The sequence below is a fragment of the Acidovorax sp. DW039 genome, assembly GCF_037101375.1.
In the GTDB taxonomy this organism is placed as follows: domain Bacteria; phylum Pseudomonadota; class Gammaproteobacteria; order Burkholderiales; family Burkholderiaceae_C; genus Acidovorax.
Genome location: NZ_AP029019.1, coordinates 242,188 through 264,440 on the forward strand (window position 1 = coordinate 242,188; position 22,253 = coordinate 264,440).

The window sequence follows — 22,253 nt, forward strand, 5'->3', positions numbered from 1 at the left end:
CGCAGCCTGCGGCGCGGGCTTTTTTGTGCCCACGCTGGGGCAATTTGGGGCAATTGGCCTAACAATTGCTTGGAAAACTAGGGTAAACCCTATATTTGTGAGCAGAGAGCATTTTGGTGGACACAACCTGGAAACTCAGCTGGCAGCGCGCCAGCAACCATGAAGGTTTCACACGCGGCGCGCGTGCATTTGTGGCGCTGGCCGTGGTGCTGCTGTACGGCTGGTGGGCCGACTGGCAGACCGAGTTGATGCCCGTGCTGCTGGGCGTGATTGCCAGTGCCCTGACCGAGACCGACGACAGCTGGCGTGGCCGCCTGCGTGCGCAGTTGCTTGCCATGGCCTGCTTCACGCTGGTGGCGCTGGCCGTGTGCGTGGCGGTGCCCTGGCCCTGGCTGCTGATGGCTGTGATGGCGTTGTCGGCCTTTGCCTTCACCCTGCTGGGTGCGCTCAGCGAGCGCTACCGGGCCATTGCCTTCGGCTCGCTGGTGCTGTTCATCTACGAGGCCCTGGCCGCCCGCGGCAGCCGCGAGGCCGCCATGGCGGCCACCCCGCTCATGCTGGGCGGTGCCGCCTGGTACGGCGTGGTGTCTGTGCTGTGGAATGCCGTGATGCCCCGCGCCCCCGTGCGCTACCGCCTGGCCAAGCTCTACGCCATGCTGGGCGAATACCTGCGCCTCAAGGCCCTGCTGCTGGAGCCCGTGCGCGACGAAGACCTGGAGCGCCGCCGCATGGCGCTGGCCCTGCACAACGGCCGGGTGGTCGATGCGCTCAACGCCACCAAGGAAAGCCTCATCAGCCGCATGGGCCGGGGCACGCCGCCCGTGTGGCTGCAAACCGCCATGCACCAGTACCTGGCGGCGCAAGACGTGCACGAGCGCGTCAGCTCCTCGCACGAGCACTACGACCTGCTGGCCCAGTCGTTCTTCCACAGCGATGTGCTCTACCGCTGCCAGCGCGTGCTCACGCTGCTGGGCGAGCAGGCGCTCAAGTTCTCGGTGGCCATCCAGCAGCAGACCGAGCCTCTGCACTCGGGCGTCACCACCCGCGCCATCGAAGACATGGAAGCCGCCCTGGCCCACCAGGAAGAGATCGCACACGCCGAGCCCACTGCCATGCAGGCCCGGCCCCTGCGGTCCCTGCGCGCGCTGGGCCACAACCTCACCGCACTGGCGGGGGTGTTTGCGGGGGCTCTGGCGCTGCCGGTGGACGAGCCCGGCAACACCCGCACAGCGGTAGACCACAGCCTGTTTGACCGCGAACCCCGCACCCTGCGCGACGCCTGGGCCCGCGTGCGCGCCCAGTGCAACGCCCAGTCGCCCTGGCTGCGCCACAGCGTGCGCCTGAGCCTGTCGCTGGTGCTGGGCTTTGCCGTCATGCAGGCCACGGCCGACCCACATGGCTACTGGATCTTGCTGACCATCGTGTTCGTGAGCCAACCGCAATACGCCGCCACGCAAACGCGCCTCATGCAGCGCGCCAAGGGCACGGCCATCGGCTTGGCGCTGGGCTGGGCCGTCATCCAGTTATTCCCCGGCAACTTCATCCAGGCTGCCCTGCTGGTGCTGGGCGGGGCCGTGTTTTTTGGGGCGCGCCACACCCGCTATGTGCTGGCTACCGCCGCCGTCACCACCTTGCTGCTGCTCAGCTTTCACCAGATGGGCATGGGGCAGGGCGTGATTTCAGCCCGGCTGCTCGACACCGCCGTGGGCTGCCTGATTGCCGCGGCCGCTGCATGGCGGGTGCTGCCGCACTGGCAATCGCGCCAGTGGCCGCAGTTGGCCGCCCAAGCCCTGCAGACGCAGGCCATCTACCTGCGCGAAATTCTGGCGCAGTACCAAAGCGGCAAGCGCGACCACCTGGCCTATCGCCTGGCCCGCCGCAACGCCCACAACGCCGATGCGGCCCTGTCCAACTCGTACAGCGCCATGCTCAAAGAGCCCCTGCGCGTGCGCGGCAACGCCGAGGTGGTGGCCAACTTTCTGCGCCTGTCGCACACCCAGCTCAACTACCTCTCGGCCCTGGGCGCGCAGCGCGGCGGCGCATCCGCCCAGCCCATGGACGAAGCCACCCAGGCCTCCGCCCAGGCCCTGCTGCAATCCCTGCAAGAGCTGGCCGAAGAGCTGGAACGTGCCCAGCGCGAAATGGACGGCCCCCGCCAGCGCGGCAAACGACCCCCTTTGGCCCAGGCCCCTGCCGTGGCCGAGGTGCTGCGCCAGTTCGGCCAAACCCCGCCCGCCGTGCCCGCGCAGAGCTGGATGGCGAACCAGCTGCAGCTGGTGGGCAAGGTGTTTCCGCAGCTCAGGGAGCAGGCGCGGCAGATGGTGGAGCGGGGGTGAGGAGTTGAGAGGGAAGTAGTCCGCCATCTTCTTGCTGGCTTATGCGGCAAGCCACTGCCATGGGAATCAGTGCCATGAATGTTCCGCGGCCTTCCTGGGCGCAGTTACGTTAGGCTTGGCCCATGCGAGTCACCGTTTCCATCGTTGTGAACAGCTCTGCCGAGCGCCTTTTCTGGCTATCGCAGAACTATGAACGGCGCCTGGAATGGGATATCTACCTTTCTGAAGCCTACTTGCTCCACAACGAGCCTCAAGCAGCTGTCGGCGTGGAGTCCTTCTGTCGCAACAAATCCGGTTCATCGTTGACATCCAGGTACATCTCTTTTGCGCCGCCAACACATGCGGCAGTCGAGATGACTCAAGGTCCTTGGATCATTCAACGCTTCGGTGGAACATGGCGCTTTAAAGAAATCCGACCCGGTGAGACAGAAGTCCGTTTCATCTACAACTTCACCTGTCGCCCTGCGATGTTGCGTGGACTCATCGAGCCTTTCGTGGGCCTGGTCTACAAGCGCGATATGAAGCGCCGCCTTGAGGCCTTCAAACTCTGGGCGGAGGCTAACTCCGAATGAAACCCGCACCAAAGCCACAGTTCTGTGGGTTTGCATAGCCCCCTTCTTTGAGGAACCAAAGCTGATCCGTTCCAGTAGGAACGACACATCGCCGGGCTATGGAAGTGCTTGTGTGCACTGGCTGTCTAGCCCTCGGATGTGAGCCGTTCCCATCCTCCTGTTGCCATTGCTCACGATTGCGGATAGCCCGCCCTCTGGCGCGATGGCTGCGTTGCGATAACAATGCGGCAACTATTGGCGGAGGGGTTATGGAGCAGCAAAACACCACACTGTGGGCCGCAGTGGCCCTGGCCTGTGCCGCGCTGGCAGGCTGCGGAGGCTCTGCAGAGAACGATGGCGTCACCATCTCCTTCAGCGGGCCTGGGGCTCCGCCTGCGGTGGCCGAGGTACCCAAGGCCGCCATGTCGAAGGCTGCCCTGCCCAAGACGCTGCTCCAGTTGAACACATCCCCGCTGGTGCAGGTCAGCCTCAGTCCCTCAGACGCAGACTTCCCCAACCCCGAGCGCGGCTTTTACCGCTTTGCCATCGATCCCTCCAAGATCACCGCCACCTCGCTTGACTACGTGGTGGCAGACGGGCAGCGCCTCGTCTACACCCCGGGCGACCTGAGCGCCTACCGCACCAAGGACTTGCCCAGCAGCTACCTCACCAAGCTGAACACGGGCTTTGCCAACCTGCGCAAGCAGGGCCTCAAGGCCGTGGTGCGCTTTGCCTACAACTACCCGGAGACCGAGGCCGATTACCTCAATGCACAAGACGCCACGCTCTCGCGCGTCAAGCGCCACATTGCCCAGCTACAGCCGGTGCTGCAGGCCAATGCGGATGTGATTGCCGTGGTGCAGGGCGGCTTTATCGGAGCGTGGGGCGAGTGGCATACCTCGTCCAACAAGCTCACCACCCCGGCCAACAAGGCTGCCGTGCGCGATGCGCTGCTGGCCGCCGTACCCGCCAGCCGCCAGCTGCAGGTGCGCTACCCCGGCGATCTGGCCGCGTGGTACCCCACGCCCCCCACGCTGGCCCAGCTGCTGGCCGCCAGCCCCACAGCGGCGGCGCGCATCGGCCAGCACAACGACTGCTTTCTGGCCAGCCAGGACGATGTGGGCACCTATTGGGCCGACACGCCTGCCCAGTCGGCCGCACTGCGCACCTATGCCCAGCAGTCCAGCGCGGTGATGAGCGCAGGGGGCGAGACCTGCGCCCCGCCTGAAGTGACCCAGGCCCGCATGACCTGCGAGGACATCTTGCGCGAAGGCGCGGCCTACCACATGACTTACCTGAACCGCGACTACTACGAGGGCTTCTTCGCCCAGTGGCAGGCGGGCGGCTGCATGGCCGAGTTGTCGCGCAAGCTGGGCTACCGGCTGCAATTGCAGAGCGTGGCACACAGCGCTATCGCAGCACCCGGCGGCACGCTGGCCTGGCAGGTGGCCCTCAGCAACCAGGGCTGGGCCCGGCCGATGAATGCGCGCAACCTGGCGTTGTATCTGGTCAGCGCCACCAATGAAGCGACGGTGCTGCCCCTGGCGGGCACCGACTTGCGCCAGGCCAGCCCGGGCGAGCCGCTGCAGTGGTCTGGTGAAGTCACGCTGCCCGCCACCCTGTCCCCCGGCAGCTACCGCGTGCACATCGGCGCCCCCGATGCCGCCGCAGCCCTGGCTGCGACGCCCGCTTATGCGGTGCGCTTTGCCAATGCCGACAGCGCGGTGACGGGCGTGCAGTGGCAGGCAGGCACGGGGCGGCTAGCGCTGGGCAGCACGGTGCAGGTGCAGTGATAGGGTTTGAAGCAAAAATAGCCGCCAGCGCTTGTGAAATAAGCGCAGGCAGCTATTTAATTAATAGCGTTTGAGCTGGCGCAGCCAAACCCTACAACGGGTGCTCGGTATAAAACTTGCCCCCGTGGTACAGCAGGGGCGAGGCACCTTCGCGGTGCTCGCAATGCTCTACCTCGCCCACAAAAATGGTGTGGTCGCCCTCTTTGTACTGGCTGCGGTTGAAGCACTCAAACGTGGCGGCGGCACCAGCCAGCAGGGGGGCGCCGTTGATGCCGGGGCGGTGTTCCACGCCTGCCCAGCGGTCGATGCCGCGGGTGGCAAAGCGCTCGGCCAGGGCCTTTTGGTCGGCAGCCAGCACGTGGATGGCGTAGTGCGAGCCGTTGGCAAAGGCGGGCATGCTGCTGGCCCCGTGCGACAGGCTCCACAGCACCAGCGGCGGCTCCAGCGACACCGAGTTGAAAGAGCTGGCCGTGAGCCCGACCAGCTCACCCGCTGCGTTGCGGGCGGTGACGATGGTGACCCCGGTGGCAAACATGCCCAGCGCGTTGCGGAACTCGCGGGAAGAAAAGCTGGGCGGCAGAGCCAGGGTGGTGCGAGGCTGGGGGCTGTTCACAAAAGTAAGGCGCAGGGCAGGGACAAGAGGGATGGGAACTATTATGGAGTGCCGTCCGTCGCACTGTGCGGCGCACGCTTACAGGCACTCATTTCCGTATGGCTTTCCTCCCCACGTTCTCCACGCTTGGCTCCGGCCCCACGGTGCTGCTGCTGCACGATGCAGATGGCGACCACCTCACCTTTGCGCCGCAACTGGAGATGCTGGCAGGCGCGGGCTACCGCGCCGTGGCGTGGGACATGCCCGGCTACGGGCGCAGTGCGCCGGTGGAGCCCTATACCTTCAAGAGCCTGGCGCAAAGCTGCCTGGCGCTGATCGATGCGCTGCAGTGCGGCCCGGTGTCGCTTGTGGGGCATGGCATGGGGGCCATGCTGGCCCTGGAAGTGGCCGTGCGCCGGGCCGAGATGGTGCGCCGCCTGGTGCTGTGCGCTGGTGGCCCCGCGCTGGACACCCAGGCCGTGCAGGACTGGCTGGCCCCGCGCGAGCGCGCGCTGGACGCCGCGCAGCAGCCCGGCGGCAGCATGGTGCAGCTGGCGCAAACGCTGGTGCCCCAGTGCATCGGGCCGGGCGCATTGCCTGAAGGGGCACGGCTGGCCGAGCATGCGCTGTCGCAGGTTCACCCCTCCACCTACCGCCGGGCTCTGCAGGCCATTCAGGGGTTTGACCGCTGGGCCGGTGCGTGGATGAACGTGCACATTCCTACCCTGCTGCTGGGTGGCGAGGCGGACCATTGCACCCCGCCCGCGGCCCTGCAGGCCCTGGCCGAGCTGATGCCCGACGCCCAGTACCTGGGCCTGCCCCACGTAGGCCACTGGCCGCAGCTGGAGAACCCGGACGCCTTTGACGCTGCCCTGCTGGACTTTCTGGCCAGCCACCGGGTACTGCATTGATGGTGCGGGGGAGGGGGCTCGCGTCCCTGCACGGGGCGCTGGGAGTTTTTGTCGGCCTGGGCCTGCTGGCGGTGGCCGTGTGGGTGCCGGTGCAACTGTGGCCCGCCGCAGGCTCTGCATCCGGGGGAGCCGCAGGGGCCCCAGCGGGGGTAGCAACGGGGGTGTATGGCCGGGTGGCTTCGCCATGGCCAGCCTCTTTGCCGCTGCAAGCCCCACCGGTGGCGGGCACGCAGCAGGGCAAGGCTTCAGGCGCAGGAACCGGCGATTCGCTCCAGCCCGCGCCCATGAAGCCTGCAGCTGAGGCTACCCCACCCGCAACCACGGCAGGCGGTGCCACCGATGCGGAAGTCCATGCGGATACCGATGCGCAAACCAGTGCGCAAACCCCTGCGGCTGCTGCCTGCGACCTGTTGCTGCCGCGCCTGCCGGGCCTCACGCGCAGCCAGTGCCTTGCCACCCGCTTGCAGGCCAGCGGGGCGCGGTCTGCCCAGGGCCGCCCGCTGTACTGGCGCGATGTGCGGCAGACTACAGCGCAGCCGCGCCCACACCCCCGCCTGCAGCCCGTGGCCAACGGCACGGTGAGCAGTGAAGCGGTGGTGGGTGGCGCTGCGGTGGATGCCGCACCGCTGCGAGTGCTGGTGGTGGGCGCCATGCATGGGGATGAGCTGACGGCTGCCACCCTGGCCCTGCGCTGGATTGCCATGGCCGAGGCGGAAGATGTGGCGCACGAAGGAGCCCACCCACCAGCCCACCCCACGGTGCATTGGCGCTTTGTGCCCGTGCTCAACCCGGACGGTTTGCTCGCCCCCAAGCCCACGCGGGTGAATGCCAGCGGGGTGGACCTGAACCGCAACTTTCCCACGCCGGGCTGGGCGCAGGAGGCACCGGCCTATTGGGAAAAGCGCACCCGCAAGGACCCGCGCCGCTGGCCGGGGCCGGAGCCGCTGTCCGAGCCGGAGTCCCGCTTCCTGCACCAGCAGATGGACCAGTTCCGCCCGCAGCTGGTGGTCAGCATCCACGCGCCCTACGGCGTGCTGGACTTTGACGGCCCGCACGATCCACCCGCCCGCCTGGGCCGCCTGCGCATGGACAAGCTCGGGGTCTTCCCCGGCTCGCTCGGCCACTATGGCGGGCTGCACCGTGGCGTGCCCGTGGTCACCATCGAGCTGGAACACGCGCTGCGCATGCCCCCCGATGCCGAGGTGCGCGCCATGTGGCGCGACCTGCGGCAGTGGATGAACACGCGGCTGGTGCTGGATGGGCAGGGGCTCTGAGCGTTCGCAATGAACGGGTCACGCTGAGCCCGCTGAGGCGCTTCAGGTTTGGACAGATCTGTCCTGAGTTTGTCGAAGGGCGGGTGCTCCAGCTCAGATTACCCGCTCTTGAATAAAAAAGCCCGTTGCACCCGTCTATCAAGCGCAGGCAGCTATTAATTAGATAGCAAAAACTGGGCGGCCTGTACCACTGCCTGCGCATCCGCCTGCACCGCGCCGGGTGGCCCGCCCTTGCCCCACAGAGCGCCACCCCAGCGCATGGACAGGAACTTGGCGCACAGCTCCACCGAATCGATCATCGGCTGCGCCTTGGTGCGGTCGCCGCTGGTGGTGATGAGCTGCAGCGTCTTGGCGGCCATCTGTTCCTTGAAGGGCAGGCCGGGCACGCGCATCCAGGCACTCCAGTGGTCCAGGTAGGTTTTGAGCGGGGACGGAATGCTGAACCAGTACACGGGCGAGACAAACACGATGTGCGTGGCGGCCAGCGTGGCGTCCAGCAGGGTTTTCAGGTCCCCCTCGGGCGCGGGGTAGGTGCCCACGGTGTGGCGCAGGTCCACAAACGGCGGCAGTTCCATGCGCGCCAGGTGGTGCCAGGTTTGCACCGTGCCTGCGGGCAGGGCAGCGGCGGCTTGCTGGGCCAGCCATTCGGTGTTGCCCAGGTGCCCGCTTTCGCGGGTGGATGTGGTGAGGAAAAGGTAGTGTGTGGTGTTCGCCATGCCGCTGATGGTAGCGGCGGCAGGGCTTGTGTGCCGAGGCGGGGGCATGGCGCGCAGCACGCCCGGCGGCGCTAAATCTCTAGGCGAAGGTTGGCTATGCCGCCACGGCTCTGCGCACGGTGCGCGGCGCTTGCACGCCCAGAAAACCAAAATTCATCGCTGGCACTTCGCCGCTGAGCAGCTCGGCCATGGCCTTGCCGGAGCCCGCGCCGTGGGTCCAGCCCAGCGTGCCGTGCCCTGCATTCACCCACAGCTTGCCCACGCGGGTCTGGCCGATGAAGGGGATGTTGGTAGGCGTGGCGGGGCGCAGCCCGGTCCAGTACTGCGGGTTGCCGCCTTCTTCGGGCGTGCGGGTGTCGCACACGCCGGGCAGAATTTCGGCAATGCGGCGCGAGAGCATGTGGCAGCGGGCGCGGGCCACGGGGCTGTCCAGGCTCATGTCAAACCCGCCCAGCTCAATGGTGCCGGCCACGCGCAGCACGTTGCCCAGGCGGCTCATGGCAATCTTCTTGCCGTCGTCGATGGTGGAGACCATGGGCGCGCCTTCGGGCCTGAGCAGCGGGAAGGTGGCGCTGTAGCCCTTACCGGGGTAGATGGGCAAGTCCACACCCACGGTGCGCAGCAGCGGCGCGCTGTACGAGCCGCAGGCCACTACAAAGGCATCGCCCTTGAGGATGAAGTCTTTTTGGCCACCAGCGCCCGTGTTGCGTGCGATGACAGCTACAGAATCAATAGCATCACCAATCTTGTTCAGCCGCAGCACATCGTGCCTGTACAGGAACTGCGCCCCGCGCGCTGCGCAGCGGCGGGCCAGCTCCTGGGTGAACACGCGGGCGTCGCCGCTTTCATCGGTGCTGGTGTAGGTGCCGCCGGTGATCATGTCGCCGTAGGCCTTGAAGGCGGGCTCGATCTGCAGCAGCTCGTCGCGGCTGACTAGGCGGCGCTGCACGCCAAACTTGCGCATCAGCTCCACGGCGTGGCCTGCGGCGTCAAAAGATTTCTGGTCGGTGTAGAAGTGGGCAATGCCGCGTTCGAGGCGGTTGTATTCAATGCCGGTGCTGGCTACCAGGTCCTTGAGCGCTGCGTGGCTGTAGGCGCCCAGCGCCACGATTTGCTGCACGTTGCGCTCAAACGCGGTGTCGTTGCACTGCGCCAGGAACTTCAGGCCCCAGCGCCACTGGTCCCAGTCGAGCTGCGGGCGAAACAGCAGCGGTGCCTCTTTGTCGAACATCCACTTCAGCGCCTTGAGCGGCGCTTCGCGGTTGGCCCACGGCTCGCAGTAGCTCACCGAGATCTGCGCCGCGTTGGCGAAGCTGGTTTCAAGAGCAGCGTCGGGCTGGCGATCGACGACGACCACCTCATGCCCACGTTCGAGCAGGTGCCACGCTGTGCTGATGCCGATGATGCCGGCGCCGAGGACAATGGTTTTCATGACTGCGCAGTGTGCGCGACATTGCATTGGAGTAAAAGCAAAATTAAACTTACTCCAAAATCATCAGTGTCACTAATGCTGATGCTGCCGTTTGACCGCCCTTGTTTGCCTGAATCCGGCCTGCGCAGGCCACCGCGAGACCATGAGCACCTACGACCCCGCCGCCCTGGAATGCCTAGCCGCCATTGTGGAAGAGGGCGGTTTTGAACGCGCTGCACAGCGGCTGAACGTGACCCAGTCGGCTGTGTCGCAGCGCCTGCGGGCGCTGGAGGCGCAGGTGGGCTCGGTGCTCATCGTGCGCAGTCGGCCTCTCAAGCCCACATCGGCCGGGCAGTTGCTGCTCAAGCACACCAAGCAGTTGCGTCTGCTGCGGGCCGACCTGGAACGTGACCTGCAGGAGCTGGCCCCCAGCACGCCGGGCGGCACGCGTGAGGACGAGCGCATTTCCATCGCCATCAACGCCGACAGCATCGCCACCTGGGCCCTGGGGGCCTTGCACGACCTGGTGCGCCAGCGCCTGCCGCTGGAGATCATTGCAGACGACCAGGATTTCACCCAGGAATGGCTGCGTTCCGGCCAGGTGCTGGGCTGCGTCACCACGCTCAAGCAGGCGCTGCGCGGATGCCGCATGGTGCCGCTGGGGGCCATGCATTACGTTGCTGTGGCCTCTGCAGAGTTTGCGCGTACTCACTTGCCACATGGGCTGACGCCGCACAATTTCCGTGAAGTGTCGTTCTTGTCCTTCAACCGCAAGGACGACATGGCCGCAGAATTCGTCGCTCGGGCGTTCGGGCTCAAGCGGGTGGCGCTGAACCACCTGTTTGTGCCCAGCACCGAAGGGCAGATGCGGGCCGTGGCGGCGGGCTGGGGTGTCGGGGTCATGCCCGAGTTGCTGGCGCGCGGGCCGATTGCCGACGGCAGCCTAGTGGACCTGATTCCGGGGCAGTCGCTGCCCATCCAGCTGTACTGGCACTGCTGGAATCTGGAATCAGAACTGCTGGATGCCTTGACCGAGGCACTCAAGGCGACGGCAGCCCGCACGCTGGTGTCCTGACAGCAACGAAACGCCCAAGGTTGGGGTGAGTCGCTTTCATCCAAGGGCGCGGGCGCAACAGCGTTTTGGCTGAAACGCCCCGGGAGGGTCGCCCGTCCGCGATACAGCAAAAGGCAGAGAAACCGTGAACGCCGTAGTTGCAATGCAACTGGTGCATTTATTTTTTTACCGTACTGGATAAGATGCGACCTATGTCAGTGCCGCAACCCAAAGTGTCTTTCAAGGAGCAGATGCACCTCGCGCGCGAGGAAGCCATCCTCCAGTCCACCTGCCGTCTGCTGGGCGAAAAGGCGTATGACGCCATGACCATGGACGATGTCGCCAATGCCGTGGGCATCGCCAAGGCCAGCCTCTACAAGCATTTCAGCAGCAAGGAAGAGCTGTGCTGTGCAGCCATGGTGCAGATTCTGCAGAGAGTGCGCGCTTACCTTGATGGTTTGCCAGCCGAGATGCCTTCCATGGACAAGTTGCGCGCACTGGTGCGCTGGTCGCTGGAGCGGCTCATCACCAATGAGATGCCGTTGCTGCCCAGCCGCAATTCCACGCTGCGTGCGGTGCTGATGGCCGACAAGGACTACCTCAACGGTCTGGTCACGGTGAGCGACCAGGTGGGCGAGTGGATCACCGAGGCCCAAAGCCAGGGCCAGATCAACCCCACCTTGCCACCGCTGGTGGTGCTCTACACCCTGTATGCCCGCGCCTGTGATCCGGTCGTGACCTTCTTGAAGGATGGCGGCCAGTACTCGGATGCCGAGATCGTGGACTTGGTGGTGCGTACCTGTTTTGACGGGCTGGCAGCCCGCTAGCCACACTGGTCAGCAAATCAAAAAGCCCGGCAGTGCCGGGCTTTTTGATTTTTGGTGTGTCAGACCTTCTCCGAATGGTCAGGCCCTGGGCAGGATTACTTTATCCACCACATGGATGACGCCATTGCTGGTGAATACATCGGCGGTCACGATGTTGCTCACACGGCCACGCTGGTCGGTGATGGCAAGGTTGGCGTTGACGGTAAAGGTCTGGCCTTGCACGGTGGTAATGGCGGTATTCAAAGGCACCTCGGCCTTGAGCACCCGCGCAGGCACCACGTGGTAGGTCAGCACGGAGGTGAGCAGCGCCGTATTGGCCAGCAATGCCTGCTTGGTCACGCCCAGTTCGGCCAGCAGTGCCGCAAAGGCGGCATTGGTGGGGGCGAACACGGTAAACGGGCCCTTGCCTTGCAGCGTGGGCACCAGACCAGCCGCCACCACCGCTTCCACCAGAATGCTGAAGTCTGGCAAGGCTGAGGCGGTAGCGACGATATCCTTGTCAGCCGGTAGCAGCACGCGGTCCAGCAGGTGCACTACACCGTTGCTGGCCTGGATGTCTGTGGCAGTGATGTTGGCGATGCGATTGCGTCCATCGGTCACTTTCAGGCCGCCAGTGGCTTCGATCTTGAAGAAGCCGCCAGACAGCGGCGTAATGGCCTTACCCACAGGGACATCGGCCCGATTCACCTTGCTGCCCAGCACGTGGTAGCTCAGCACTGCGGTCAGCAGAGTCTTGTTGGCCAGCAGGGCTTCCTTGGTCACGCCCAGTTCGGTCAGCAGGGCTGCAAAGGCGGCGTTGGTCGGGGCAAAAACGGTCAGTGAGCCTGTACTCAGCGTTTGCGTCAGCCCTGCGGCCACGACGGCCTCTACCAGAATGCTGAGGTCGGGGTTGGACTGTGCGATTTCAACGATGTTGCGCTGGGGCTCGTCATCGCCCCCGCCGCAGGCCTGCAGCAGCGTGGTGCTTGCACCCAGGGCAGTGGCCATGAGCACTGTGCGGCGATTCATGATGGGATGCATGGGAGTTCTCCTTGCTTGGTGGACGGTGCTGGCAGTGGCCCCGTGCTTACTGGGGCATGAGCACGGTGTCGATCACATGGATCACCCCGTTGCTGGCAGCGACGTCGGTGGCTACCACCTTGGACTGGTTGACCATCACCCCCGAGCTGGTGGTGACTGTCAATTCCTGACCTTGCACGGTCTTCACCTTGCCGGCACTCACATCCTTGGCCATGACCTTGCCTGGAACAACGTGATAGGTCAGTACCTTGGTCAGCGCTGCCTTGTCGGCCAGCAGCCCATCCAGAGTGGCTTTGGGAATCTTGGTAAAAGCTTCATCCGATGGTGCAAACACCGTGTAGGGGCCTGGACCCTTGAGTGTGTCCACCAGGCCTGCCGCCTGAACTGCGGCAACCAGGGTTTTGAAATTGCCGGCTTTCACGGCGGTATCCACGATGTCCTGTGCCAATGCTGCGCATGTGGCACCTGCCGTCAGTGCCAATGCAATCAAGGTCTTCTTCATGGGACGCTCCTCTCTGTAAGGGACGGAAATGAAACGCCAGGATGGGCGCAGGCGAAATCTATAACCAATTGGTTCCAAAGTAAACCAAATGGTTTTTATTAATACCGTTCGGTAATTTTCTAAGGTGGGACTTCGCTCTGGCAAATAAAAAGCCCCGCAGAGCGGGGCTTGGATGGTGGGGCGGTCGGTGGCGGATCAGCGCACGATCAGCACGGGCACCTTGCAATGGGCCAGCACCTGGGTTGTGACCGAGCCGACGACCAAGGTAGCCAGGGCACCGTGACCGTGAGACCCCATCACCAGCAGGTCGAACTTGCCGGAATCGGCCACCTTGGCAATGGTTTCGCCCACGGCGCCGACCTTGAACATGCGCTTGGGTTCCACGCCGTGCCGGCCCAGGAACTTGGCCACCGGGGCCATGATCTTGTCGGCTTCTTCGGTGTGGTAGTTGTCTACCACTTCCTTGCCCAGAGCGGCACGCGCACGGGTGGGCAGGGGCGCTTGCACCGTCAGCACGGTGTAGCTGTGGTTGGGGCCCAGCAGGTCTTCATGGGTAGCCAGGTAGGCCAGCATTTTCTTGGTGAAAGCGCTGCCGTCGACAGCAAGCAGAATGTTCATGGTGTGCTCCAGGTTGATGTGTTCAGACTAATGCGCGCAGCCGGTTGTTGTCTTGACCTGGGTCATGTTTTTCGTCTTGCGCTGGGGCGGTATCCACACGGGCGACGCCCGCAGGGTGCCCACTGATCATACGGGGATGCAAAGCTGGCTCCGGAAGCTCTCCTGCTCTCCTTTGCGGGCATAGCCCAGCGGATTGGCGACCACACGGCATTGCCAGGGCTGCTGGGTCTGTGCGTCATGGCCCTGCACGATGTAGTCGCTGGGGGCATGCAAATGCCCGTGCAGCCACAGCCGGGCATGGGGCAAAAGCGCGTCCAATGCATTGCAAAAGCCCGCTGTGCCGGGCACCAGACCATAGCGTGGATCCGCACTGCGCAGGCTGGGGGCGAAGTGGGTAACGGCCACCGTAGGCCCATCAAAGGGTTGGGTCAGCGCACTGCGCAACCACTGTTGGCATATCAGCGCCTGCTCGCGCATAGGCTCTGCCAGAAAGGGCTTACCGGCACGCGTGCCCCCGGTTTTGCGCAGGTAAAAATTGGCGGCGCGAAAGGCCTTGTCCCGCAGACGCAGGCGGCGGCTCAGGTCCTGGGCGTTTTCATGGTCGGCCAGTGCATCAAAGTCGCTCCACAGGGTCGTGCCCACAAATCGCACACCGTTCAGCACCAGCATTTCACGTTCCAGCCAGGCAATGCCCAGCTTGTCACAGGTGCGCTGCAGGCGAAGGTGTGCTTCGTCGAAGTCCTGGGCATCGTATTCATGGTTGCCGGGCACGAAGACCACAGGCGTTGGCCATGCACCCCACTGTGGCAAGGGTGAAAACTGGGCCAGACCAAAGTCGCCATCGGTCAGCTGCCCACCCTGCTGGTATGAGCCAATGTCTCCTGCCAGTACGAGCACATCGGCGTCTGGGGCAGGCTGGGCTTGGAATTGGGGATGGGCCTCCAGGTGCAGGTCGGACAACAGCTGAATCTTCATGCGGGCAGTGTAGGCGCAGCCTCTGGCACCTTTGAACAGTTCCTTAGAACAAGTCTTACTCTGGGAAGGTTCGGCGCGCCGAACGGGCCAAGGCATTGAGCAGCCACTCCATGGCCTTTTCATGGGGCCCCCTGCGGCGCCACATGGCGTCCACATGCACCGCAGGCACGCTCAATGGCAAAGCGCGTTGCACCAGTGCATCGGCAATGCCCGTGACAGGCACAAAGTGCCGCGGCAACACCGTGAGCAAGTCAGAGCCTGCCACCACCCGCCCCGCCGTGAAAAACTGGTTCACAGTGATGACCACATGCCGCTTGCGGCCCAGTGTGGCCAGCGCCTCGTCAATGAACCCATAGGGCCTGCCAGAAAAGCTCACCAGCATGTGGCGGGCGGCGCAGTAGGCATCCAGCGTCAACTCCCCGGTTGCCAAGGGGTGGCCTTGCCGCATCACGCACATGTATTCACCGTCGTACAGGCGCCTGCTGTCATAGGCCACTGCGCCGCCCGACTGCGCACGTGCCGTCAGGTCTGCCAGTGCGGCAGGAAAGTAGCCAACCGCCATGTCTGCCGATTCTTCATCCAGCAACCTGCGCGGGTCCCGCGTGGTCAGCGGCAGCACCCGGATGGCAATACCCGGCGCCTCTTTTTCAATGATTTCTACCAGTGCGGGCACCAGCGTGGCGGCGGTGGCGTCAGCCATGGCCAACACAAAGGTAGATGTCGCCGTTGCGGGCTCAAAGGTGCCAGGCGCCAAAGACTCTTGCAGCATGGCCAGCGCATCGCGCACGCTGGGCCACAGGGCAAGGGCCCGTGGGGTGGGCTCCACACCCTGCCCGCTGCGCACCAGCAGTTCATCCCCTACCACCTCCCTCAAACGCCGCAGGGCGTTACTGACGGCCGGTTGGGTGATGGAGAGCTTGTGCGCTGCCTTGGTCAGGCTGCGCTCCGCCATGACCTCATCGAACACGCGCAGGAGGTTCAAGTCCAGGGATCGGAAGTTCAAGTGCGCAGGCATCTTGCTGACGGACGGAGTGGTGGCGAAGCACACCGTACTCATCATCAAAGTGAATGTAAAGAATTCAAAATATAAATTTGAATGAATTTAGGGTTAACCCTAAGATTCACGCATTCGCCCGGCAATATCGCCACAAGCGTTTGAAAGGGACTTCCAAATGACCAGCTTTGCACACATCACTTACCCCACCGAACATGCAGGCGTGATCCGCGCCGAAAACGCCGCTGCCGCCATCAAGGACGTGGCTCACCGTTTTGAAGGTACCCGTGGTGCCGCTTCCCTGCTGCTTGCAGCCGTTGTCTCCGCCCTGCTGGTGGTGGCCCATCAGGTGATCGACACCTGGAGCGAAGGCCATCTGCTGGCTGCCTGGATGGTGCTGTGGCTCGTGGCTTTTGCCGCACTGGCCCTGTTGACCATGCCCGCACGCCGTATGGCTGTGACCCTGCGTGCTTCTGCAAAGGCCTGGGCTGAAAGCCGCCGCCGTACTGCTGAAGACGAGCGCACATGGCAAGTGGCCCTGAAGGACCCCCGCATCATGGCCGAACTGAACCACGCCATGGGTGTGCCTACCGTCAGCGACATCCGCCGTTACTACTGAAAACCGGCTTCTTCATTCGGCGGTTTCCGGGAAAAGCGCCGGAACCCTGCTCAGCTTCAAGCCCTGGACGGCACACCGTCCAGGGCTTTTTTGTTCCTGTGGGGTTGTGTGGCATCTGAGTTGTGCCTACCGCTCAAACAAAAAAGCTGCCCCGGTCTGCAAAGACCGGGGCAGCTTTCATGCTCGTGCCAGCCTGCGCAGACGCAGGCTTGGTGATGCCAATCAGGCAGCCAGACGCTTTTCGATTGCAGCCTTGGTGTCCAGCAGTGCCTGGGGCAGGTGGTAGGCGAGCTGCTCAAAGTGCGTGGTGTGCAGCTTGAGTTCTTCCGTCCAGGCTGCCTTGTCAATGCTGGTCACGGTGTTGAATTGCTCGGGCGAGAACTCCAGACCTGTCCAGTTGATTTCTGCGTACTGTGGTGCCACACCAAACATGGTTTCCTGGCCTTGGGCCTGGCCTTCGATGCGGTCGATCATCCACTTCAGGACGCGCATGTTCTCGCCATAGCCAGGCCACACGAATTTGCCTGCAGCGTCCTTGCGGAACCAGTTGGTGGTGTAGATCTTGGGTTGCTTGCCACCGGCAGCGGTGATCTTCTCGCCCATGTTCAGCCAGTGCTGGAAGTAGTCGCTCATGTTGTAGCCGCAGAACGGCAGCATGGCGAAGGGATCGCGGCGCACCACACCTTGCTGGCCAAAGGCTGCGGCGGTGGTTTCGGAGCCCATGGTGGCCGCCATGTACACGCCTTCGGTCCAGTTGCGAGCCTCTGTGACCAAGGGCACGGTGGTGGAGCGGCGGCCGCCAAAGATGAATGCGTCGATGGTTACGCCAGCTGGGTCGTCCCAGGCAGAGTCCAGGGCTGGGTTGTTGGTCGCGGCAACGGTAAAGCGCGCGTTGGGGTGGGCAGCCTTGGCACCGGTTTCCTTCGCAATGGCCGGTGTCCAGTCCTTGCCTTGCCAGTCGATCAGGTGGTCTGGCAGCTTGCCAGAGTCCTTGTCCATGCCTTCCCACCACACGTCGCCATCGTCTGTCAGGGCCACGTTCGTGAAGATCACGTCCTTGTCCAGGCTGGCCATGCAGTTGGGGTTGGTGAGGGTGTTGGTGCCAGGTGCTACACCAAAGTAACCGGCTTCAGGGTTGATGGCGCGCAGGCTGCCATCGGGCTGGGGCTTGATCCAGGCGATGTCGTCACCGATGGTGGTGACCTTCCAGCCTTCAAAGCCGGTGGGAGGCACCAGCATCGAGAAGTTGGTCTTGCCGCAGGCGCTGGGGAAGGCCGCCGCCACGTGGTATTTCTTGCCCTGAGGGTTGGTCACACCCAGGATGAGCATGTGCTCTGCCAGCCAGCCCTGGTCGCGGCCCATGTTGGACGCGATACGCAGTGCCAGGCACTTCTTGCCGAGCAGCGCGTTGCCACCGTAGCCCGAGCCATACGACCAGATTTCGCGTGTTTCTGGGTAGTGAACGATGTACTTGACGGTGGGGTTGCAAGGCCAGGAGGTCTTGTCTTTCTCGCCCTCTGCCAGAGGGGCTCCCACAGTGTGCATGCAAGGCACAAATTCACCTTCCACGCCCAGCACGTCGTACACGGCCTTGCCCATGCGCGTCATCAGGCGCTGGTTCACGGCGACGTAAGCGCTGTCGGTCAGTTCCACGCCGATGTGGGCAATGGGGCTGCCCAGTGGGCCCATGCTGAAAGGCACCACGTACATGGTGCGACCCTTCATGCAGCCGTCAAACAGCGGCTGCAGCGTGGCGCGCATCTGTGCGGGATCCATCCAGTTGTTGGTGGGGCCTGCGTCTTCCTTCTTGGCAGAGCAGATGTACGTGCGGTCTTCGACGCGGGCGACGTCCGAAGGATCGGACCAGGCCAGAAAGCTGCCGGGGCGCTTGGCGGAGTTGAGCTTTTTGAAGGTGCCAGCCTGAACCAGCTGCTCGCACAGGCGGTCGTACTCTTCCTTGGAACCATCGCACCAGTAAATGGTGTCGGGCTTGCACAGGGCGGCCATGTCGGCCACCCAGGCCAGCAGGCGTGGGTTCTTGACGTAAGCGGGGGCGTTGAGATTCAGGCCCTGCATGGTGGGTGCGTTCATCGGGAGCTTCCTAAGTTGAAAAACAGTTTTTTCAAAGGAAGCGAACCGGACGGATCACGACAACAAGGACCTGGCGCAATTGCGATGCTGAGCGCGGCCTTTGAAAAAACGGCTTTCCAGCGTTACGTCGGCCCCCGCAAACAGGGTGGGTCGGTGCGTAACGCCTGTGCTCAGTCGGCGGGCGGAAGGGGGCTGCCCCACGGTGTGGAGGCGTCTCCACGCTGTCCGCGGGTCGGCTGGGATGACGATTTTATGAAGTCGTCATCAAAATGTCTGTCAGACTGGGGGAAAATCCATGCAAAAGATGCATGGGGTTATGCTGGGTTTGTGGCGGTTGTCCAGCGCTCAAAACCTGCCTTGCGCAAGGCGCAAGCAGGGCAGGTTCCGCAGCCGTAGCCCCACGCGTGGCGCTCGTCGCGCACCCCGTGGTAGCAGGTGTGCGACTGCTCCAGCACCACATCCACCAGCGCTTGTCCGCCCAGCGTGCGGGCCAACTCCCATGTCTCGGCCTTGTCCAGCCACATCAGCGGTGTTTCGATGGTGAAGCGCTGGCCCATGCCCAGCGAGACCGCCACCTGAAGGGCTTTGAGTGTGTCGTCCCGGCAATCGGGATAGCCGGAGAAGTCGGTTTCGCACATGCCACCCACCAGCGTGTGCAAACCGCGGCGGTAGCCCACTGCGGCAGCCAGGTTGAAAAACAGCAGATTGCGACCTGGCACAAAGGTGTTGGGCAGCCCTGCTGCAGTCATCTGGATCTCAGTCTCGCTGGTCAGTGCGGTGTCGCTGATGGCTCCGAGCACGCCCAGATCCAGCATGTGGTCCTCCCCCAGCCGCTCACTCCACTGAGGAAAGCGGGTGCGGAAGGCTTGCAGCACGTCGTGGCGCGCCTGCAGCTCTACGTGATGCCGCTGGCCGTAGTCGAAACCGACGGTTTCAACATGGGCGAAGTGGGTGAGAGCCCAAGCCAGACAAGTGGTGGAGTCTTGGCCTCCGGAGAAAAGAACGAGGGCGTGGCCAGAACGCATGGAAGTCAATCCTTGGAGAATGAAGAAGGGCAGAACGAGGTAGGGGAAATGGGAGTGTGCTCCGCCAAAAGCAAAAAAGCCCCGCAGCGCGGGGCTTTTCAGCAAAGTGTGCGATGGGGCTCAGGCCATTTTGACGGCGATGAACGCGAGCAGGAACATCAACACGCCACCCACCACGGGCAGAACCACGGGCATGGAAGAGACCACGTTTTCCACGGGGTCCGACGATGTCTCGGAAGAAGTGTGCGATGTGCTGTGCTCCGACATGGTGAGTCTCCAATGCTGAAAGTTGGCCCATTCTAGCGGCTCAGCCAGCCGGTGGGGGCGGTGGTTCCCCCAAGCAGGCTCACATCACTGCAGCTTCCATCCCCGCAGAACGCAACTGGCCCAGCACCTGCTCCACATGGGCCTTGCTGCGGGTTTGCAGCACCAGTTCAATCTCCACATTTTGGGCCGCCAGCATGGTGAAGGCGCGCTGGTGGTGCACCTCTTCAATATTGGCGCCTGCATCTGCCACCGTGGCGGTGATGCGGGCCAGCACGCCGGGTATGTCACGGGCGCTGACCTTGATGCGGGCCAATCGGCCGGAGCGCACCATGCCCCGCTCGATGATCGCGGCCAGCAGCAGTGGGTCAATATTGCCACCGCACAGCACCAGCCCCACGCGCTTGCCTTTGAAACGCTCGGGGTGCCGAACCAGGGCCGCAAGCCCTGCAGCACCCGCCCCTTCCACCAGCGTTTTCTCGATCTCCAGCAGCATCAGCACGGCCTGCTCAATGTCGCCCTCGTCCACCAGCACCAGGTCGTCTACCAGGCGCTTCACGATTTCTTGCGTGATCTTGCCGGGCGTGGCCACCGCAATGCCTTCAGCAATGGTGGAGGTGCCCAGTGGGTGGTGTGTGCCTTGGATGGCATTGACCATGGCCGGGAAGCGGGTGGTCTGCACGCCCACAATTTCAATGCCCGGTTTGAGTGCCTTGGCCGCCGTGGCCACGCCAGAGATCAATCCGCCCCCGCCCACAGCGATCACGAGGCAGTCGAGGTCAGGCACCGCCTGCAGCATCTCCAGGCCCAGCGTTCCCTGCCCGGCGGCCACGCCCTCGTCGTCATAGGGGTGCACAAACGTCAGGCCTTGGGCCTGCGCCAGCGCATAGGCGTGGGCACGGGACTCCTCCAGGGTATCTCCGTGCAGCACCACCTCGGCGCCAAAGCCGCGGGTGCGTTCCACCTTCACGCCGGGGGTAAAGCGCGGCATCACGATCACCGCTCGCAAGCCCAGGCGCTGCGCGTGGTAGGCCACGCCCTGTGCGTGGTTGCCAGCGCTCATCGCGATCACGCCACGGGCGCGCTCTTCGTCGGTCAGCAGGGCCAGCCGGTTGCAGGCTCCCCGTTCCTTGAAGGAGGCGGTGAACTGCAGGTTCTCAAACTTGAGGAACACCTGCGCCCCAACGATCTGCGAAAGGGTCTTGGACTCGACACAGGGGGTTTCCAGCACCTGCCCTTGCAGGCGGGCGGCGGCGTCGCGAATGTCTTGGAGGGTCAGCATGCGCGCCATTGTGGCGCACAGGGCTCAGGGTGTCACGGGCGCTGGCGCAGCGTGCCAGGCCACATGCGCTGCAGCACGCCGTCGCGCCTGACTGCATGGTGATACAGCGCTGCAGCCACATGCAGGGCCACCACAGCCCAAGCCACAAATTTGCCGACAAAGTGATGGATGGCATCCACCGGGGCTTCAAACTCGTCCCAGCTGACATGGAAGGACTCGCTGATCCATGCAAACGCCGATGTCTCGTTGAAGCCCGTCACGCTGAACAGCCCGAAATCCGTGGGAGCGCCAGTGCCGATGTAGCCCGTCAGCGGCATCACGACCAACAGGCCGTACAACCCGATGTGGGCAGCGTGAGCCAGCGCGTGTTCCCAGGCGGGGCCTGAGGGCGGTGCAGGTTGCACGTCCCACAACCTCCACAGCAGCCGTGGGATAACGATCAGCCCCACCAGCAGACCCAGCACCCAGTGGATGTTGAGTACGGGCAAGGAATCTGGAGAGGTGTCGTCCATGAACCAGATGACGTAGTACACAACGATATATGCACCGATGAATGCGCCTGCGCTGGTCCAATGAAAGAGCTGTGCCAGCGCGCCGAACCGTTGGGTGGAGTTGTTCCACTGCATGAAGTGCCTCAAGGAAAAAAGTGGGTCAGATGTCGTGATCAGGCGCGCAGACCGTTGAGCAAGCGATCCAGGCCGTTCAATGCCTGGGGCAGTTTGGTGGCGGGATCGCCATCCGGCTCGGCGATCCAGAATGAGGCTTCGGTGATAGCGCCATACAGCATGCGGGCCATCACGCCAGCGTGGTGCCGTGCCACGATGCCTTCGGCCATCAGGTGCTCTAACGCTGCCTCCAGCGCGGCAATGCCCACCGACTGCGCGGCGGGGGGAACATCTCCAAACACCGCTCGGGCGTCTTGCAGGATGATGCGGCGGATTTCGGGCTCCAGCGCCAGTTCCAGATAAGTGCGGCAACGCTGGCAAAAGCCCTCCCAAGGGTTGGGTGTCGCGCTGGATACGGCATCCAGCCGGGCGCCCACTTCGACCTCGATCTGCTCAATCACTGCCACCAGCAGGCCTTGCTTGCCGCCGAAGTGGTGGTACAGCGCTCCCCGTGTCAGCCCGGCCTCGCCGGTCAGGTCATCCATCGACGTGTGCGAATAGCCCTGTGCAGCGAAAGCGCGGCGTGCCGTGGCCACCAGCTTGGTGCGGGTTTCTTCCAGCATTTCTGCCCTGGTGCGGCGTTTCTGCATTGCGCTCGTCCTTTCACATACGGGGCGTATGTTAATTGGCATACGCCCCGTATGTCAAATGCTTGAGGCATCTCACGCACGGAGCAGTCTGCGCTGCCGATGCATTGCCGGTTGCGCTTCATCAAACTACCTATAGTGTTTCG

At 63.8% G+C, this 22,253-nt stretch carries 22 protein-coding genes; 8 read left to right on the forward strand and 14 right to left on the reverse strand.

The genetic code is table 11. The features are described 5' to 3' along the window. The first annotated feature begins 116 nt into the window (after positions 1-116). From yccS to AACH87_RS01085, 3 genes are all read left to right on the forward strand, one after another. Positions 117-2,336: a YccS family putative transporter gene (gene yccS / locus AACH87_RS01075; RefSeq protein ID WP_338796856.1), complete on the forward strand. Its 2,220-nt coding sequence runs from the start codon at positions 117-119 to the stop codon at positions 2,334-2,336. Between the two features lie 122 nt (positions 2,337-2,458). Further along, a complete protein-coding gene (locus tag AACH87_RS01080) occupies positions 2,459-2,908 on the forward strand; it encodes an SRPBCC family protein (RefSeq protein WP_338796858.1) in 450 nt (149 codons plus the stop codon). 248 nt (positions 2,909-3,156) lie between these two features. Next, entirely contained in the window at positions 3,157-4,680 is a 1,524-nt protein-coding gene (locus AACH87_RS01085) for a DUF4832 domain-containing protein (protein WP_338796859.1), read from the forward strand. Between the two features lie 91 nt (positions 4,681-4,771). Here the strand turns inward: AACH87_RS01085 and AACH87_RS01090 are convergent, their stop codons facing one another. Further along, positions 4,772-5,215: a flavin reductase family protein gene (locus tag AACH87_RS01090; protein WP_338798812.1), complete on the reverse strand. Its 444-nt coding sequence runs from the start codon at positions 5,213-5,215 to the stop codon at positions 4,772-4,774. Positions 5,216-5,391: 176 nt separating this feature from the next. On the opposite strand from AACH87_RS01090, the gene AACH87_RS01095 reads away from it, so the two are divergent. Next, the gene (locus tag AACH87_RS01095) at positions 5,392-6,183 is read left to right on the forward strand and encodes an alpha/beta hydrolase (RefSeq protein ID WP_338796861.1); all 792 of its coding nucleotides are present in this window, start codon (positions 5,392-5,394) and stop codon (positions 6,181-6,183) included. Next, positions 6,183-7,457 (forward strand): M14 family zinc carboxypeptidase, encoded by a 1,275-nt coding sequence (locus AACH87_RS01100; RefSeq protein ID WP_338796862.1) that lies wholly within the window; start codon positions 6,183-6,185, stop codon positions 7,455-7,457. Before AACH87_RS01095 ends, AACH87_RS01100 begins: the two co-directional genes overlap by 1 nt. Before the next feature lie 155 nt (positions 7,458-7,612). On the opposite strand, the gene AACH87_RS01105 is transcribed toward AACH87_RS01100, so the two are convergent. Beyond that, complete coding sequence (locus AACH87_RS01105; RefSeq protein ID WP_338796864.1) at positions 7,613-8,173, reverse strand: NAD(P)H-dependent oxidoreductase; 561 nt, start codon at positions 8,171-8,173, stop codon at positions 7,613-7,615. Positions 8,174-8,267: 94 nt separating this feature from the next. Beyond that, positions 8,268-9,605, reverse strand: coding sequence for a D-amino acid dehydrogenase (locus AACH87_RS01110; protein WP_338796865.1), 1,338 nt, complete (start codon positions 9,603-9,605; stop codon positions 8,268-8,270). Between the two features lie 142 nt (positions 9,606-9,747). Between AACH87_RS01110 and AACH87_RS01115 the strand changes: the two genes are divergently transcribed. Both AACH87_RS01115 and AACH87_RS01120 read left to right on the forward strand, forming a co-directional pair. After that, positions 9,748-10,659 carry a LysR family transcriptional regulator ArgP gene (locus AACH87_RS01115; protein WP_338796867.1) on the forward strand — a complete coding sequence of 304 codons (912 nt, stop codon included), beginning with the start codon at positions 9,748-9,750 and terminating at the stop codon, positions 10,657-10,659. A 191-nt stretch (positions 10,660-10,850) separates the two neighbouring features. Beyond that, on the forward strand, positions 10,851-11,465 hold the full coding sequence (locus AACH87_RS01120) for a TetR/AcrR family transcriptional regulator (protein ID WP_338796869.1): 615 nt from the start codon (positions 10,851-10,853) through the stop codon (positions 11,463-11,465). Positions 11,466-11,543: 78 nt separating this feature from the next. Here the strand turns inward: AACH87_RS01120 and AACH87_RS01125 are convergent, their stop codons facing one another. The 5 genes from AACH87_RS01125 to AACH87_RS01145 form a co-directional block, all read right to left on the reverse strand. Next, the gene (locus AACH87_RS01125; RefSeq protein ID WP_338796871.1) at positions 11,544-12,485 is read right to left on the reverse strand and encodes a fasciclin domain-containing protein; all 942 of its coding nucleotides are present in this window, start codon (positions 12,483-12,485) and stop codon (positions 11,544-11,546) included. 46 nt (positions 12,486-12,531) lie between these two features. Then, the gene (locus AACH87_RS01130; protein WP_338796872.1) at positions 12,532-12,987 is read right to left on the reverse strand and encodes a fasciclin domain-containing protein; all 456 of its coding nucleotides are present in this window, start codon (positions 12,985-12,987) and stop codon (positions 12,532-12,534) included. A 195-nt stretch (positions 12,988-13,182) separates the two neighbouring features. Further along, complete coding sequence (locus AACH87_RS01135) at positions 13,183-13,605, reverse strand: universal stress protein (RefSeq protein WP_338796873.1); 423 nt, start codon at positions 13,603-13,605, stop codon at positions 13,183-13,185. A 126-nt stretch (positions 13,606-13,731) separates the two neighbouring features. Further along, positions 13,732-14,580: a metallophosphoesterase gene (locus AACH87_RS01140; RefSeq protein WP_338796874.1), complete on the reverse strand. Its 849-nt coding sequence runs from the start codon at positions 14,578-14,580 to the stop codon at positions 13,732-13,734. A gap of 55 nt (positions 14,581-14,635) precedes the next feature. Further along, positions 14,636-15,595 (reverse strand): LysR family transcriptional regulator, encoded by a 960-nt coding sequence (locus tag AACH87_RS01145; protein WP_338798814.1) that lies wholly within the window; start codon positions 15,593-15,595, stop codon positions 14,636-14,638. 157 nt (positions 15,596-15,752) lie between these two features. On the opposite strand from AACH87_RS01145, the gene AACH87_RS01150 reads away from it, so the two are divergent. After that, positions 15,753-16,193 carry a hypothetical protein gene (locus tag AACH87_RS01150; RefSeq protein ID WP_338796875.1) on the forward strand — a complete coding sequence of 147 codons (441 nt, stop codon included), beginning with the start codon at positions 15,753-15,755 and terminating at the stop codon, positions 16,191-16,193. Positions 16,194-16,415: 222 nt separating this feature from the next. On the opposite strand, the gene AACH87_RS01155 is transcribed toward AACH87_RS01150, so the two are convergent. The 6 genes from AACH87_RS01155 to AACH87_RS01180 all read right to left on the reverse strand — a co-directional run bounded on the left by AACH87_RS01155 (position 16,416) and on the right by AACH87_RS01180 (position 22,110). Continuing rightward, positions 16,416-18,284, reverse strand: coding sequence for a phosphoenolpyruvate carboxykinase (GTP) (locus tag AACH87_RS01155; RefSeq protein ID WP_338796876.1), 1,869 nt, complete (start codon positions 18,282-18,284; stop codon positions 16,416-16,418). A gap of 314 nt (positions 18,285-18,598) precedes the next feature. Beyond that, complete coding sequence (queC, locus tag AACH87_RS01160) at positions 18,599-19,309, reverse strand: 7-cyano-7-deazaguanine synthase QueC (RefSeq protein WP_338796877.1); 711 nt, start codon at positions 19,307-19,309, stop codon at positions 18,599-18,601. A 120-nt stretch (positions 19,310-19,429) separates the two neighbouring features. Further along, positions 19,430-19,576: a hypothetical protein gene (locus AACH87_RS01165; protein WP_338796878.1), complete on the reverse strand. Its 147-nt coding sequence runs from the start codon at positions 19,574-19,576 to the stop codon at positions 19,430-19,432. 79 nt (positions 19,577-19,655) lie between these two features. Beyond that, a complete protein-coding gene (locus AACH87_RS01170; RefSeq protein ID WP_338796879.1) occupies positions 19,656-20,855 on the reverse strand; it encodes a threonine ammonia-lyase in 1,200 nt (399 codons plus the stop codon). Positions 20,856-20,887: 32 nt separating this feature from the next. After that, positions 20,888-21,481: a cytochrome b/b6 domain-containing protein gene (locus AACH87_RS01175; RefSeq protein WP_338796880.1), complete on the reverse strand. Its 594-nt coding sequence runs from the start codon at positions 21,479-21,481 to the stop codon at positions 20,888-20,890. 38 nt (positions 21,482-21,519) lie between these two features. Beyond that, positions 21,520-22,110 (reverse strand): TetR/AcrR family transcriptional regulator, encoded by a 591-nt coding sequence (locus tag AACH87_RS01180; protein ID WP_338796882.1) that lies wholly within the window; start codon positions 22,108-22,110, stop codon positions 21,520-21,522. Positions 22,111-22,253 lie beyond the last annotated feature (143 nt).